We start from the raw sequence: 14,338 nt of genomic DNA on the forward strand, positions 1-14,338 counted from the left end.
TTTGTAGATGAGAGAAACAAGTAAATAGTCAGGCTTACTTTTATAAATAACTGTTTAGGATTAGGAGTGGAAAAAGAGTTGTTATTGATAACAATATGTTATTTTTAAATTGTGATTATAAAAAGAACAATTTTCGGGAGTAAGAAATGACCGTTATGTTGGTAAAACCTCATTTAAGATTTAAAGAGAGCTATCACAGCTATATCAATGAATTAGCTGATGAAGAACGTTATCCTTTGACAATGGATTTTGATCATACAAATTTTGATTCGTTTTTGAATAAACTAAAAGAATATGAAAATGGGAAATCCTTACAGGAGGGACATGTTGCCAATATTACATATTGGTTAGTAGAAGGCAGTGAAATTATTGGTGTATCTAACTTACGGCCTAAGCTTAATGAACAGATTCAATATTGTGGTGGGCATATTGGTCTAGGTATTCGCCCTTCTAAACGTAGAAATGATTTTGGTTCAAAATTATTAGAGCTTACGATTCAGGAGGCGTGGAAGTTAGGTTTAACGGAATTACATATACATTGTTATAAATCTAATTTAGCGTCTGCAAAAGTAATTCAAGCAAATAATGGCCGCCTTCACTCTGAAATTAATGTCGATCAAGTAGTTCAAAGATATATTGTGAATAAAACAATATAAGAATTTTCTTTTAGAGCATTTTTAAACAGCAATAAAAAAAGCCCAACATCATGTCGGGCTTTTTCGTATTTGGTTGCTAGATATGACTCCTGTCGTATCTCACGCTCCTGGTGCATGAACCTATTATTGTTGTTTTGTGTTCCGGAACATCCTGTTCCTGTATGAACTCATCATAGGAAAAAAGCAGGAAGTCGCCAATCCGCAAAATCCCTAAAAGTTTGTAGGTTAAAACGTACAAGAATGGGTATGGTTATCCTTATATAAAAGGGTTTTCAGTTTCCCAAGGCTTGCTACTAAAAATAATCTGGCCATTTTCAACACAAAGAATCCATGTATAAAAATACTCTTCTCCTAACCCTCGACATTCAAAATTTGCATTTGGAAATAGAGCGGTAATTTTTTCTATGAGTTGTAAGCAATAAACTGGATCGACATTAAGACCTGCATGACCATTAGTAAAGGCTTCTACTAAATCACCATAAACATCTTCGTGGATTGAATCCTCCGTTAATATTTCTAGAATTTTTTGCTTTTCAGTAGATAAATCAATCGTATCAAAATCTGTATAACGGACTTGTAGTTCTGTATAAAAACTCATTTTTATTAGCTCTATGATATTAATGATAAAAAATACTAATTATTAAACATGACTTTATCGTTAAAAACGAGCTGGGTATAGAAATATCTAAACTATAAGAATTCAAATTTCTTAAAAATATTCTTCTTTAGGCCTCTGTGCCACAACAGACTTTAATCTTTTGCGCTGATTTAAAGTAATAAACCATTGCAGCACAGAGATAAAGGGGCTAAGCCAAACGCTTAACCCAGACTACTTTTGTCACACCGCTGCATGACGCTGAAAAAAGTAGGGGCAAAGTCCCGTGGGAGAACAGGACTTTGCAAACTGAAAAACCGTAGCTGCTTAGAACCAAACTTAAAGCCAAAATAGATTTATAAATTGTCATATTATTCTCATAATGATTTATATCTATGAGTAGAATAAAAATATAATTGGTTTTAAGGGTTAAAATAATTTTTAGGTAATAATTAACCCTCCCATGTATATAGGAAAATAAAATAATTAAATTTTTAAAATAAAAATAATTTATAAATTTTAAAAATAGACAATAGAAAACCTAAATTTTAAATAAATAAAATGATTAAGCAGGAGGGGGAATAAGTTTGAAAAATGTCATGGTCAACTCCTTATAATTTATGGAGTCCTACCACCAGATTACCGCGAATTAATTTATGGTGGTAGAACGAAAGAGGGTTGACAGACTGGAAACAAAGGAACCAGCACACACAAAGGTGTCCCCCTTCCGCCCTACCATAGAGAAAAAGGGGGCGAACGAGTTCCCGACACACAAAATAAGAATTTTGCACATCGTCTTTGTTATTCGCGGTCTGTCATAACCGACTGGCAATGTAGGCCAGCAACGAGATAATAATCGGTGATTTTAATTACGTCAATTTAATATTTAGAATATTTTTGATTTAATAATAAAACTAAATAGATTTTAAAATAAAAATATTATTATTAACTTTTTATTTATATTTGATTATAAAAAATAATAAATATAGAGATATTTTGCCAGTTCCAAAAAAGAACTTGATTGTTAAGATCTATTTTTGTCGTTTTTATAGAGATAAGAATGGAACGTGTTGTAATAACAGGTATGGGAATAAATTCCTGTATTGGAAATACATTAGAGAAAGTAACCGACTCCTTAAAAGCAGGTCGCTCAGGCATTCGCTATAACGATGTCTATGCACAATTGAATTTTCGGAGCCATGTCAGCGCCACAGCCGAAATGGATTTTGAAAATATTGATCCAGAATTAAAAAAACACATGGGCGTTTGTGCCATGTATGCATACAACTCAGCGGTCGATGCGCTACAACACGCTGAGCTTGATGTGAGTGATATTGCCAATAACTCAAAATATGGCGTGATTGGGGGAACAGGCGGCAGCTCGACAGCTTCCATCATCGACATGTTACATAGCTTAAAAGAAAAAGGCGCAAGCGGAGTATCACCTGATTTAGCATCACGCTATCTTACAAATACGGTTAGTTCTAACTTAGCAAATGCTTTCAACCTAAAAGGTATATCGCAATCCATTGCAAGTGCCTGCGCTACTTCAGCCGACGCAATTGGCTATGCATTTCACCTTATTGCCGCTGGTAAACAAGACGTAATGCTGGCTGGTGGCGGCGAAGAAGACCATTGGTCGCAAACGGCAATATTCGATGCAATGGGCGCATTATGTTCTAAATATAACGATGCACCTGAAACGGCTTCACGCCCATATTCTGTCGATAACGATGGCTTTGTGATCGCTGGCGGCGGTGGCATGGTAGTTTTGGAGTCTTTAAGTCATGCCCAAAAGCGCGGAGCAAAAATTTTGGCAGAAGTGGTTGGGTATGCTGCCAATAGTGACGGTGTCGATATGGTTGCCCCAAGTGGCGAAGGTGCGACTCGCTGTATTAAGCTAGCACTCGCAGAAGCCAAACAAAACGGCTGTGAAACCATCGACTATATCAACACGCATGGCACTTCAACGCCAGCAGGAGACATTCCGGAACTATTGGCTATAGAAAGAGCTTTTGGTGGCGAAAAAGTACCGCCACTCAGTTCGACCAAGTCGATGACTGGACATAGTTTGGGGGCAGCAGGTGTACACGAAGCCATTTATTCTATTTTAATGCTGCAAAATAACTTTATCGCACCGAGTATTAATATTACCGAACTGCGCGAAGAAGCTAAAAGTTTTGATATTGTTCAAAAGAGCAGAGAAACCGAACTAAAAACAGTTATGAGCAACAGCTTTGGTTTTGGTGGGGTAAATACCTGTCTCGTTTTTAGAAAATGGGAAGGGTAATTTAAAATCGAAATGAATGTGACCTTATAAAAACAATAAAATAGGTCATACATACTGTTTTTATAAGTAATAGAAACTCATTGATTTATAAAATATTAGAGAGAAGACAGTCTTTATTCTAAACTTTTGAGCATTTCTTTCGCATCTACATCGCCTGCATTGGCCGCTTGCTGAAACCATTTCTTTGCCAGTTGTAGGTTTTTCGGTGTGCCTTCACCATTTAAATACATCTGGGCCAAGTTGTACTGAGCATCGCTTTCATTGTGCTCAGCCGCTTTGGTGTACCACTTAAGCGCTTGCTCATCACTTTGGGTGACGCCGTGACCTTTTTTATAGAGCTGAGCTAAATTATATTCTGCGGGTGGGTAGCCTTGGTTGGCAGCACGACTGAACCACTCAAACGCCTTTCCATAATCTTGCGCAGTTCCTTCCCCTCTGTCATATAACACCCCTAAGTTATATTGCGCTTTCGCATGGTTCTTGGCCGCAGCTTTGGTGAAATAATCAAAAGCGCGCTTGGCATCTTTTTCTACACCCGTGCCTGTGTAATACATCATCCCTAAACTATATTTTGCCCCCACGCTTCCATTTTGGTCAGCCGCAGTTAGCCATTTAAACGCTTGTTCATAGTTTTTAACAACGCCTTGTTCGCCGCTTAAAAGCATCATGCCAAGATGATATTGAGCAACAGCTTGCCCTTGTTCTGCACGATATTGAATATCGGCCACACTCGGTTCAGCAAATGCATGAGAATGAAGTGAAAAAATCACCATAAATATATAAAAAGCAGACTTTTTTATTTTCATATCTCATCCTGAATTTTATTAATTTTAATATTTATTTTTCTTTAATATCTATTTGAATATAAAAGAAAAATATTAAATATCTTTGGGTGGTTTATAGCACTTTAAAATGAGTAAATTTTACGGATTAAATACCTATCTAATAAGAAATTAACCTAAAACTGCATATTTAGACTAGTTACATTTTGAAAATGAGTATAGATAGACAGATTAGTCTTTTTTTAATTAAAATGCGGCCTAAATATAAGTTTGATTGATAATAAAAATGCAGATGAGTGTGTCGAGTATATTGGAGCGTTTAGGCCTTGTTTCACAAAATCGCGCTGTTCATATCCAATTCTCAAATCAGTCTTTAAATCAGCAAGTTTTCTTGCAACGCATTGAGGGTGAACATACCCTCAACCAAGGTAGCGTTGCTGAGTTACTGTGTCTGTCGACAAACGCGCACATTGCATTAAAACAATTTATTGGCTGTCAGGTAGCTGTCGATCAGGTTACGGATACAGGTCAGTTTTTTAGAACCACGGGCATTATTACCGAAGCAAGCCAAGGGCAAAGCGACGGCTCACTCACCATTTATAACCTCACCTTAAAAGACCCAACTGCACTCTGGCATAAACGCCGTAATAGCCGCGTGTTTATGAATAAAAGCGTGCGCGATATTAGCGAAATTCTGTTTAAAGAATGGCAGGGCAAAAGCCCGTTATTTGCCGCAAGCTTAACACTCGACGCAGCAGGCTTAACCAAAGACTACGATGTGCGTCCATTTGTGATGCAGTCCAATGAAAGTGACTATGACTTTTTAACCCGCTTGTGGCGTAGCGAAGGAATTAACTGGTTAATCGATGAATCGCAACTTTTGGTCGCTGACCCGAATGCTTCTATTCAGCCGCAGGTATTACGTTTAATTGACGATAACCAAAATTATCAAGCGCTTGAACGTCGTAGCCTACGTTACCAACGCAGCAGTGCTACAGAACAGTTCGATACCATTACCCAAGTTAAAGCTGAGCGCCGCTTACAACCAACCTCGGTTCATGTGCAACGCTGGCAAGCTGATGCCCTACAACAAGAAGAAGGCAGCGGTAGCGTACAAGGCACACAAAAGCACAGCGAACACTATGACAATGCCAGCCTAAACCTTGAAGATGCATGGCATGTTAGCCCCGCTTGGATGCAGGACTTAAACGGTGAAGACCAAGCCACCGCTTCAGGTAATAGCCAGATTGAACAGCTTAACCAGCACATCAATGCTTACTATCACCTGAGTTCTAAACAATTTACCGTTTCGGGTAACGTCCGTGATGCACAGGTAGGTTACTGGTTTGAACTCAATGATCACCCTGAACTCGACCAACATGACAGTGCCGATAAAGAGTTCTTAATCTTAAGCAAGCACTACTATAACCAGAATAATTTACCAAAAGAATTACAGCAGCAACTCGAACGCTTGTTACCAGAAGACAAACTCAAGGCTGCCCAGCTCGACAGCCAAAACCCTGAACAACGCCACTTTGCTGAGCTGAACGTGGTTCGACGCAATATTAAAGCTGTACCTGAATATAGCCCGCTAGAACACCGACCAGCCGCTTACCCGCAGCGCGCTAAAGTGGTGGGACTAGAAGGCGAAAGCATCCATGTCGACCAGTGGGGGCGCATTAAAGTCCGTTTCCTGTTTACCCGAACTGACGACCATAGCCATGATGGTGGAGCAGGAAGTAACGACAATGATACTGACTCCGCTTGGGTTGATGTGCTGACTCCGTGGGCGGGCGCCGGTTATGGCGCACGTTTCCTGCCTCGCGTGGGTGAGATCGTGGTCATCGACTTCTTTGACGGCAATATTGACCGCCCATTTGTGGTGGGTCGTATTCATGAAGCCGAACGCCACCCAACTCAGTTTGACCAAAAAGGCCAGCTACCTGACACTAAAAAACTCAGTGGTATCCGTTCAGAAGAAGTGGATGGCAAAGGCTTTAACCAGCTACGTTTTGATGACACCACAGGGCAAATCAGTGCCCAGCTACAAAGCAGCCATGCGGCAAGCCAGCTCAACTTGGGTAACTTAAGCCATCCAAAAGACAAGGCAGAGAGTGATGGCCGAGGTGAAGGTTTTGAACTTAGAACAGATCAGTGGGGCGCAGTAAGAGCGGGTAGTGGCTTACTCGTTAGTACCCATAAACAGGACCAAGCCCAAGGTGTACACCTCGATGCAAATGAGGCCAAACAACAAATCGAAGGCGGCCTTAACAATGCCAAGGCACTCAGTGAAGTAGCTAAAAATCAGCAAACTGATCCGTTAGAAAATTTAGAAAACCTAAAATCTTTTATTGAAAAACTTGAGCAGCAAGACAACGCAAAAGCCAAAACCTTTAAAGAAGCGATTATGCTGCTGGCAAGCCCAAATAGCGTCGCGCTAAGCAGTAATGAAGACATTCACCTAAGTGCAGATGGGCAGCTCAACCAAACTGCGGGCGATAGCATTAACTTATCTACCCAAAAGAACCTGATCGCACACGCTCAAAATAAAATTAGCCTTTTTGCAGCGCAAGAAGGGGCGAGACTTTATGCAGGCAAGGGTAAAGTCGAAATACAAGCACAAGGCGATGGAGCAGATTTAATCGCCCGTAAAGCTGTTCAGGTGATTTCGACCGAAGACAAAATCGAAGCGACCGCAGCCAAAGAAATTGTGCTCACCGCAGGCGGCTCTCAAGTCAGAATTACCGGTTCGGGTATTTTTATGACCACGGGCGGCAAATTTGAGGTGAAGGCTGGGCAGCATGTGTTTATGGGAGGCGGGAGTGCGAATGCTAATGTTCCTGCATTGCCCGATTTGAGAATTAAAACTGAGCATCGTAATTTCCAAGCTATAGATTCATCTAAGAATGAACCATTAGAAGGAATACCTTATTCAATTTTGAATAAAAGAACAGGAATAAAATCTTATGGTTTTACCAATGAGAAAGGAATGACGAAAACTATAAAATCTGCTGAAAATGATGAATTAGTTGTTAATTGGTTCGAACAGGAAGATAGGGTAAATGGCGAATAATTCAACAACAAGTACTACAACGAATACAGCTAATCCACCGACCCAGAAAGTTCCTTTGAAACCAGAAGCTGAGTTACATCTATTAGTAGGGAGTGCATATGGGGAAGGAGATAGAGAGTCACCGTATGGCCATACTGCTGTTTATATTAAGTTGAAAGGTAAGGATTATATCTATGATTTTGGTAGGTATGGTAAGACGAAACCTGAAAGCTTTGGTATTTTTACTTTAGAGGGTGCTAATAGTCCCCGCGGGGAAGGGATATTAAGGATTTGGAGTAGCTTTGACGCTTATATTGCTGATGAAAATAGCCAAGGGGTAGGAACTTCAAAAACGAGGACAACCCATGCTTATGGCTATAAAATCTTTGATAGTCAGGCTATGCTGGTATTAAATTATTATAATAATTTATTGAAAACAGCTACATTAAGACGAAATGAAAAATACTATAAAAGTTATGCTTTATCTCAGGACTATTTTGCTTTGGCCCCTAATTGCACTACTCAAAGTTTAGAAGCAACGAAAAAAGCAATTCCAAGTATGGCGAAATCAGGCCATATGTTTGTAAATGCTGAGAAAGTACTATCCACTACAGTAAAGCTAGCATTTAAGGCAAGTAAATATGAAATGCCAAAATACCTATTTTTACCCGATAATTTAAATGATTATTTAATGAAGTCTCCTGATGTAAAAGTAGATATTAAAAATACATATCATCTTAAAAAGTAGGGATATATGAAAAAAAATCTGGTAATAATCATATTAGGAATTTTGTTTTTAGTTCAATTAGTTTTAAATTTTTATCTGTGGAGCTCTAGAGAAATGCCTAAGATACATATTTTAGAGAGGCCTCTAAAAATTTCTTCAAATGGTGATAATTATTCAGAATATACAATCCTTCCAGCAGGAACTGTTTTATATGATGATAGTGATTCTTTAAATAGAAGAGTTATGGTTTATTTTAATTTACAAGGTGTAGATTTTAATTTTGAAGAGCAAGATCCTGAAATATCCAAACAACCAAGTGAAGTACGATCTATTAGAAGTACAGAGCTAAGTGATATTTTAAAAACTATTCCCTTAACTAAGAAGGATATTTATTTAATCATTAAATATGATGACAGTATAAATGACTCCGTACGTTCTATTCTCTTTAAAAAATACAAAATTGATCCATCAGAGTATGAAAAGTAGTTAAATACTACTACGACATATAAACATCAAATTAAAAATTCAGAGAAGCGTAATTTATTACGCTTCTTCTATGTTGCTTTAACTTTGCTTTTCATTAACCACTACAATTTTGCCAATTGTCTTATTAGATTCAACCAACTGGTGTGCTTGCTTAATTTTTTCAGCATTAATAGGAGCTAGAGATGTAAGTCTTGGTGAAATAATAATATTTTGATCAATTAGCTTTGCAATATGATCTAAAATTTCAGATTGTTTTGCCATATCTGTAGTTTGAAAACTAGAGCGTGTAAACATAAGTTCCCAATGGAATGAGAGGCTTTTTTTCATCAATAGATTGAAATCTTGCAAATGAGAAAAAGGCACAATATTACAAATTTTTCCAAATGGCTTAGTAATACTTGGCAGAATATTAAAATATGAATCTGGTGAATTGCAGATCAAAACATAGTCGACCTCAGAGTAACCCAATTTGGATAATTGAGTTGGAATGTCTTGAGTGTGATCTATAATATAGTCGGCACCTAATTTCCGACACCAATTACTCGTTTCTTGCCGTGAAGCTGTAGCGATAACTGTCAACTGTGGAACAAGTTTAGCAAGTTGAATTGCCATTGAGCCTACGCCACCAGCACCTCCAATCACTAATAAAGATCTTGATTTATTGGTATGTTGAAGCTGGCTGTTTGAATGAGTAGAGCTAATCTGAAGTGATAGCCTTTCAGCTAATGCTTCCCATGCAGTTAATGATACTAAGGGAAGAGCTGCCGCATCTTCTATAGAAATAGTGCTAGGCGCATGAGCAATTAATCTTGAGTCAATTGCATGGTAAGTACAATTACCTCCAGAACGGCTAATATCACCTGCATAATAGACTGTATCTCCAATTTTAAATTTTTCAGGAACATGTGAACCAATTTCAGTAACAGTTCCAACAACATCCCATCCTAAAACTGTAGTTTGGTTATCTTTAGTTTTTCTACGTCGTGCACGCGTATCGGCAGGGTTAATTGAAATTGCTTGAACTTTTACAATAACATCGTGAGGCAGTGCTTGTGGGTAAGGAACTTGAACATCCAGAAATGAATCTGGATGTTCAATTTCTAATGGCTCACAAATAGCAACTGCATAATTTATTTTGCTATTCATAGTCTTACGCGATTAGTTTCTCGACATTACTCATCACATCTTGCTTTGTTTTCTCATAGTCAGTATTCACTACTGTAGGTGAAATATGGATATTCTCAATATCACTTACGCCAATAAACTTTAACCAGTCATTAAGATAAGGCGTTGCAAAGTCAGAACCGAAATTATTAGAAATACCTTGGTAATACACACCACTAGCAATCACGACATATGCTTTTTTATTATTTAACAAGCCTGTGTAACCAGTAGATGGGTCAAAACCAAAAGCCCAACCTGGCTGAGTTACGACATCAATAAACTGTTTTAAGATGTAAGGAATGTTGTTGTTCCAAAGAGGTACGTTAAATACATAGATATCGGCAGATGCAAAGCGGTTATAAACCTCTTTAATTTTTGTCCATGCTTCTTTTTCTTTCGAGTTTGAATCTTGTCCTGTAAATAATGCCATTTTGGCACCCACAGCATTTTTATCGAACGCAGGTAGATCATCTTCAAAAAGATTAAATTCATCAATAACTAAATCAGCGTGCTTTATTTTAAGCTGGGTAATTACTTGTTCAGCAATAAGTAAAGACTGACTATTCTCACCACGAGTTGATGAGTTGATATGAAGGACTTTCATAGTTTTCTCTATATTAGAAATATTTTAATGTATTGTTATTTAATAAATAATTTTAAATTCATTAAATAAATTTTTCATCAGGAATTGTTTTAGGCAGCTTGAATTGCTTCACCACAAAGAGAGACAGTTTCTTGTTTATGTTGATGTAAGTACCAGAACTGCTCCGCAATCGTTTCTGGATGTACCGTGTAGCTTTTATCTTGTGCACCCGGTGTTCCATCAACAAAGCCATTCACAATGACTTGGCTCACGTAAACATTTGAGTCAGCGAGACTATGAGCAAGTAAGTTGGTGGTTTTATATTGAGCGGCGGCTGCAATTGCTAAAGATGAATATTCTTTGGCAACTAAATCTATTCCCACGGCATCGAACGCAAAAATTCCATTGGTTGATAAAATACTACCGTTATTCTTTTCTAAATCACGTAGGCAAGCTTGTACCGTAGCAATATAGCTTGAAACACGAATATGGAAGCTTTGGGTGAGGTCTAGCGGATTGGTTTCTAAGATGTTGCCTTCAATATCATGGAAAGCGTTCCAATGAATATTTTTAATCTCTCCGAATTGGTCTTTAATACGTTTTACTAGATTTGGTATGTCTTCCAGAACTGCTAAATCACATGTAAAAGCATAAGCTTCTATACCTTGTGTTTTAAGTTCTAGAATGGCCTTCTCGAGTTTTTCAGCATTTCTTGCCACTAACCCGATTTTATAGCCTTCTTTACCAAACTTATGTGCTACGGCTTTGGAAATACCTGTTCCATAGCCAAAAATTATAATATTGTTGTTCATTATAAAGTTCCAAAAAAAACCAACTATTTGGTTGGAAATATTTTATAATATGTTTTAATAATATATGCAAGTGAAAAATAATTATGTCGTGGGATACTGAAGGAACAAAACAAAAAATCTTGAAAGCTGCAATTAGTGAGTTTGCTTTGCATGGTCCAGATGGTACCACTGTTGATAAAATTGCAAAAATTGCAGGTGTTAACAAAGAGCGTATTTATAATTATTTCGGGGCTAAAAGAGATTTATTCGCGGTGGTTTTAAGCAATGAATTAATTAAAGTTGCTCAGTCTGTACCTCTTAAATCTTTTGAAGAAGAAGATATTGCTGAATATGCTGGGCGTGTGTATGACTATCATTGTGTACACCCTGAACTGAGTCGTTTATTGCTTTGGGAAGGGTTGATTTACTCTTCACAAGAAGTGCCAAATGAAAATATCCGCTGCGAAAATTATAATTGTAAAATTGAAGCAATTAAAAAAGAACAAGATGAAGGCAGGGTAACCGATGAAATTGAAGCAAGTTATTTAACTTTCATGATTTTAGCACTTGCAAATAGCTGGTTTATGTTGCCTCAAGTTGCCAGAATGTTTACCCCGATCGAGGATATTGATAATCCTCATAAAAAGCGTAGAGCAATGATTATAGAATCGGCTAAACGGTTGCTAGTGAAGTAGTTTTTAATTTGACTATATAAGTTTAATTAATTGGTAAAATAAACCGTAAAAAACAAATAAAGTGGAATTTAAATTTGACTAATTATTATGAAATGGAAATATATTCTTTTTAATTTGATTTTTTGCGTAAAAATTACCAAAAATATTTAAAATTAGCTGTTCTTAGAAAAACAATCCCATAGGGTGCTGGCTAAACTATATCTCAAGGGTGTGATAGGGATCGAAAAGAGTAGCATGCACCAAAACGTATAACGTTAGTGTGTACTCACCCAAAAGGTCTCGATTCGGCTTAGGACGCTATAGATCAAAAGTTTATAGGCATAAGGTTCTAACTTACAAAGTTATAATTGTTGAAGTAAACCATATACGGTTTCCCTTGACACCCTAAAAAATTCTCTATAATAAAAATGATACTTTACAAGAATATAATTCATGAATAAGCCTTATCTTTCTGCCTTGCCGCATGACAGCCAAATCTCATCTCAATTGAACAATGCTTATTTCCACGACTCGTGGAGTATTGTGCTTGGTCAGCCTGACCTGAATGTATTTGGGCAGCTCATTAAATTGTTCCAGCATACTCCGCAGTGGATAGAGTGGAGTATGAATCTACGCAATAAAATTACCTCCAAGATTGGCCTTAAAGATTTAGGAAGTTTTAAGCAGATTGATTCGAATAAAAAAGAAAATGAATATGTCGCAGGCGACCGAATTGGAATTTTTACCTTGTTACAGCGTACCGAAAATGAGTTAGTGATCGGAGATGATGATAAACATTTGAATGTGACTTTATCTATTTATAAAAATGAAGATACCCAAGTGCTTACAGTGACTACAGTGGTACATATTAAAAATCTACTTGGGCGATTGTACATGGTGCCTGTAATTCCTGCGCATCGAAAAATAGTGCCAGCGACTTTACAGATATTAGGTTAGAGTACTATTTTTATTTACGATGTGTTAGGCCGAAATCGTTTATATACTAATCTTATTATCATAATAATGGGCTGAATAATATGGACAATAAAAATCAGTATCGCCAATGCGCCGTATGCGGAAAGAGTTTTCCCTTAAAAGATCTTGTGTCTGGTGAAGTCATTCGAGATGTCATTGGTGAAGAAATCTTGAAAGATTACCCAGAGTGGTCTTTTTCAACTTTTATTTGTCGTGCTGATTTGGCGGACTACCGTATTAAATATGTGCAGTCCCTATTACGTTCAGAAAAGGGGGAGCTAACCACTTTGGAGAATGAAGTAATTGGCAGTATGCAACGGCATGAACTCATTACTCGTAATACAGAGACAGAGTTCGATCAGAATTGGACTTTGGGTGAAAAGTTAGCAGATAAAATAGCTTCATTTGGTGGAAGTTGGGTCTTTTTAACTTGTTTTGGGCTGTTTTTAGTGGCTTGGATCCTTTTTAATACCGTCGTGATGGTAGTACGTCCAGTCGATCCTTATCCATTTATTTTACTTAACCTGATTTTGTCATGTTTGGCTGCAATTCAGGCACCTGTCATTATGATGAGTCAGAACCGTCAAGAAGCCAAAGATCGCTTACGTTCGCAACATGACTATCAAATTAATTTAAAAGCTGAGCTTGAGATTCGTCATTTACATGAAAAAATGGATCATCTTTTATCGCATCAGTGGGAAAGGCTTGCGCATATTCAAGAAATTCAGCTCGATCTTTTAGCTGAAATGAATAAAAAGCGATAAAGATTTTTCGAGTTTCACGTGGAACATGATGATAGCTTATAGATTGTTTTGCGGTAGGTCTGAAATTTCTTTATGATTTGCCGCCATGCTCCATTGCTGTTTCTACGACCATGCCTTTAAACGACAATTTTGTTTACGCTCCGCCACAAGATCCGCTTTCAATTTTATTTGAAGATGACGATTTAATTGTGGTTGATAAACCTGCGGGATTGTTGTCTGTGATGGGTCGCCTACCTGAGCATCATGATAGCGCTTATTTACGGGTGTTAGAAAAGTTCCCTTTGGCTAAAGTCACGCATCGTTTAGATATGGCGACGTCGGGCCTACTTATGTTTGCCAAGCACCGTGATGCAGAGGTTGCGGTAAGTAAAATGTTTCAGGCCAGAACAGTCAAAAAACATTATATTGCTTTGGTGCAAGGCCAAGTCGCACAAGAGGGTAGTGTTGAAGTTCCTCTCATTACTGACTGGGAAAATCGCCCAAGACAAATTGTACATTTTGAATTAGGCAAACATGCCAAAACCTTGTTTCAACCGCTCGTTTATGACGAAAAAGTAGATCAAACGCGAGTGTTACTTGAACCAGTCACAGGGCGTTCGCACCAGTTACGTGTGCACATGATGCATATTGGACACCCGATTATGGGTGACAAGTTATACCATCCTGAACCGAAACGTTTTCATTTAAGCCGTATGGCTTTACATGCTGCGTATCTGGCTTTTCAGCATCCATTGAAAGGCACAGATGTGGTCATTCAATCCCAAGTGCCTTTTTAAAATTTACATACAATTAAAAATTC

The 14,338-nt window shown here is 37.8% G+C and carries 14 protein-coding genes and 1 pseudogene; 9 read left to right on the forward strand and 6 right to left on the reverse strand.

Annotated features, from left to right (window positions below):
- Positions 1-146 precede the first annotated feature (146 nt).
- Positions 147-656: a GNAT family N-acetyltransferase gene (locus tag AC1PJP_RS09280; protein ID WP_479766869.1), complete on the forward strand. Its 510-nt coding sequence runs from the start codon at positions 147-149 to the stop codon at positions 654-656.
- A 256-nt stretch (positions 657-912) separates the two neighbouring features.
- On the opposite strand, the gene AC1PJP_RS09285 is transcribed toward AC1PJP_RS09280, so the two are convergent.
- Both AC1PJP_RS09285 and AC1PJP_RS09290 read right to left on the reverse strand, forming a co-directional pair.
- A complete protein-coding gene (locus AC1PJP_RS09285) occupies positions 913-1,254 on the reverse strand; it encodes a hypothetical protein (RefSeq protein WP_479766870.1) in 342 nt (113 codons plus the stop codon).
- A gap of 221 nt (positions 1,255-1,475) precedes the next feature.
- Positions 1,476-1,568: pseudogene (locus AC1PJP_RS09290) on the reverse strand (hypothetical protein); the annotation flags it as partial.
- 743 nt (positions 1,569-2,311) lie between these two features.
- Between AC1PJP_RS09290 and AC1PJP_RS09295 the strand changes: the two are divergent.
- On the forward strand, positions 2,312-3,541 hold the full coding sequence (locus AC1PJP_RS09295; RefSeq protein WP_479766871.1) for a beta-ketoacyl synthase N-terminal-like domain-containing protein: 1,230 nt from the start codon (positions 2,312-2,314) through the stop codon (positions 3,539-3,541).
- Between the two features lie 113 nt (positions 3,542-3,654).
- Here AC1PJP_RS09295 and AC1PJP_RS09300 read toward each other — a convergent pair whose 3' ends face one another.
- Positions 3,655-4,347 (reverse strand): tetratricopeptide repeat protein, encoded by a 693-nt coding sequence (locus AC1PJP_RS09300; RefSeq protein ID WP_192455721.1) that lies wholly within the window; start codon positions 4,345-4,347, stop codon positions 3,655-3,657.
- Positions 4,348-4,609: 262 nt separating this feature from the next.
- On the opposite strand from AC1PJP_RS09300, the gene AC1PJP_RS09305 reads away from it, so the two are divergent.
- Genes AC1PJP_RS09305 through AC1PJP_RS09315 form a run of 3 tightly spaced genes read left to right on the forward strand, consistent with a single transcriptional unit; the run spans position 4,610 to position 8,588 of the window.
- Entirely contained in the window at positions 4,610-7,396 is a 2,787-nt protein-coding gene (locus tag AC1PJP_RS09305; protein ID WP_479766872.1) for a type VI secretion system Vgr family protein, read from the forward strand.
- Positions 7,386-8,123 carry a hypothetical protein gene (locus AC1PJP_RS09310; protein ID WP_000002885.1) on the forward strand — a complete coding sequence of 246 codons (738 nt, stop codon included), beginning with the start codon at positions 7,386-7,388 and terminating at the stop codon, positions 8,121-8,123. The genes AC1PJP_RS09305 and AC1PJP_RS09310 overlap by 11 nt, the downstream gene beginning before the upstream one ends.
- Positions 8,124-8,129: 6 nt before the next feature.
- Positions 8,130-8,588 (forward strand): hypothetical protein, encoded by a 459-nt coding sequence (locus AC1PJP_RS09315; protein WP_000739925.1) that lies wholly within the window; start codon positions 8,130-8,132, stop codon positions 8,586-8,588.
- A gap of 78 nt (positions 8,589-8,666) precedes the next feature.
- Here AC1PJP_RS09315 and AC1PJP_RS09320 read toward each other — a convergent pair whose 3' ends face one another.
- The 3 genes from AC1PJP_RS09320 to AC1PJP_RS09330 all read right to left on the reverse strand — a co-directional run bounded on the left by AC1PJP_RS09320 (position 8,667) and on the right by AC1PJP_RS09330 (position 11,147).
- Positions 8,667-9,734, reverse strand: a complete 1,068-nt coding sequence (locus tag AC1PJP_RS09320; RefSeq protein WP_479766873.1) for a zinc-binding alcohol dehydrogenase family protein — start codon at positions 9,732-9,734, stop codon at positions 8,667-8,669.
- Between the two features lie 4 nt (positions 9,735-9,738).
- Entirely contained in the window at positions 9,739-10,356 is a 618-nt protein-coding gene (locus tag AC1PJP_RS09325) for an FMN-dependent NADH-azoreductase (protein WP_250374940.1), read from the reverse strand.
- Positions 10,357-10,445: 89 nt separating this feature from the next.
- Positions 10,446-11,147 (reverse strand): SDR family NAD(P)-dependent oxidoreductase, encoded by a 702-nt coding sequence (locus AC1PJP_RS09330; protein ID WP_016139631.1) that lies wholly within the window; start codon positions 11,145-11,147, stop codon positions 10,446-10,448.
- An 83-nt stretch (positions 11,148-11,230) separates the two neighbouring features.
- Here AC1PJP_RS09330 and AC1PJP_RS09335 point away from each other — a divergent pair, with 83 nt between their 5' ends.
- The 4 genes from AC1PJP_RS09335 to AC1PJP_RS09350 all read left to right on the forward strand — a co-directional run bounded on the left by AC1PJP_RS09335 (position 11,231) and on the right by AC1PJP_RS09350 (position 14,315).
- Complete coding sequence (locus AC1PJP_RS09335; protein WP_250374939.1) at positions 11,231-11,821, forward strand: TetR/AcrR family transcriptional regulator; 591 nt, start codon at positions 11,231-11,233, stop codon at positions 11,819-11,821.
- Between the two features lie 432 nt (positions 11,822-12,253).
- Positions 12,254-12,757, forward strand: a complete 504-nt coding sequence (locus AC1PJP_RS09340; protein WP_151767845.1) for a DUF2867 domain-containing protein — start codon at positions 12,254-12,256, stop codon at positions 12,755-12,757.
- A gap of 80 nt (positions 12,758-12,837) precedes the next feature.
- Positions 12,838-13,539: a DUF1003 domain-containing protein gene (locus AC1PJP_RS09345; RefSeq protein ID WP_479766874.1), complete on the forward strand. Its 702-nt coding sequence runs from the start codon at positions 12,838-12,840 to the stop codon at positions 13,537-13,539.
- A gap of 110 nt (positions 13,540-13,649) precedes the next feature.
- Positions 13,650-14,315, forward strand: a complete 666-nt coding sequence (locus tag AC1PJP_RS09350) for an RluA family pseudouridine synthase (RefSeq protein ID WP_479766875.1) — start codon at positions 13,650-13,652, stop codon at positions 14,313-14,315.
- Positions 14,316-14,338 lie beyond the last annotated feature (23 nt).

The organism is Acinetobacter sp. V116_7 (assembly GCF_056735735.1).

Coding starts and splice junctions, on each gene's coding strand:
- AC1PJP_RS09320 (WP_479766873.1), bottom strand. CDS start 9,734: ATGAATAGCAAAATAAATTATGCAGTTGCTATTTGTGAGCCATTAGAA.
- AC1PJP_RS09325 (WP_250374940.1), bottom strand. CDS start 10,356: ATGAAAGTCCTTCATATCAACTCATCAACTCGTGGTGAGAATAGTCAG.
- AC1PJP_RS09330 (WP_016139631.1), bottom strand. CDS start 11,147: ATGAACAACAATATTATAATTTTTGGCTATGGAACAGGTATTTCCAAA.
- AC1PJP_RS09335 (WP_250374939.1), top strand. CDS start 11,231: ATGTCGTGGGATACTGAAGGAACAAAACAAAAAATCTTGAAAGCTGCA.
- AC1PJP_RS09300 (WP_192455721.1), bottom strand. CDS start 4,347: ATGAAAATAAAAAAGTCTGCTTTTTATATATTTATGGTGATTTTTTCA.
- AC1PJP_RS09350 (WP_479766875.1), top strand. CDS start 13,650: ATGCCTTTAAACGACAATTTTGTTTACGCTCCGCCACAAGATCCGCTT.
- AC1PJP_RS09315 (WP_000739925.1), top strand. CDS start 8,130: ATGAAAAAAAATCTGGTAATAATCATATTAGGAATTTTGTTTTTAGTT.
- AC1PJP_RS09310 (WP_000002885.1), top strand. CDS start 7,386: ATGGCGAATAATTCAACAACAAGTACTACAACGAATACAGCTAATCCA.
- AC1PJP_RS09280 (WP_479766869.1), top strand. CDS start 147: ATGACCGTTATGTTGGTAAAACCTCATTTAAGATTTAAAGAGAGCTAT.
- AC1PJP_RS09295 (WP_479766871.1), top strand. CDS start 2,312: ATGGAACGTGTTGTAATAACAGGTATGGGAATAAATTCCTGTATTGGA.
- AC1PJP_RS09340 (WP_151767845.1), top strand. CDS start 12,254: ATGAATAAGCCTTATCTTTCTGCCTTGCCGCATGACAGCCAAATCTCA.
- AC1PJP_RS09345 (WP_479766874.1), top strand. CDS start 12,838: ATGGACAATAAAAATCAGTATCGCCAATGCGCCGTATGCGGAAAGAGT.
- AC1PJP_RS09305 (WP_479766872.1), top strand. CDS start 4,610: ATGCAGATGAGTGTGTCGAGTATATTGGAGCGTTTAGGCCTTGTTTCA.
- AC1PJP_RS09285 (WP_479766870.1), bottom strand. CDS start 1,254: ATGAGTTTTTATACAGAACTACAAGTCCGTTATACAGATTTTGATACG.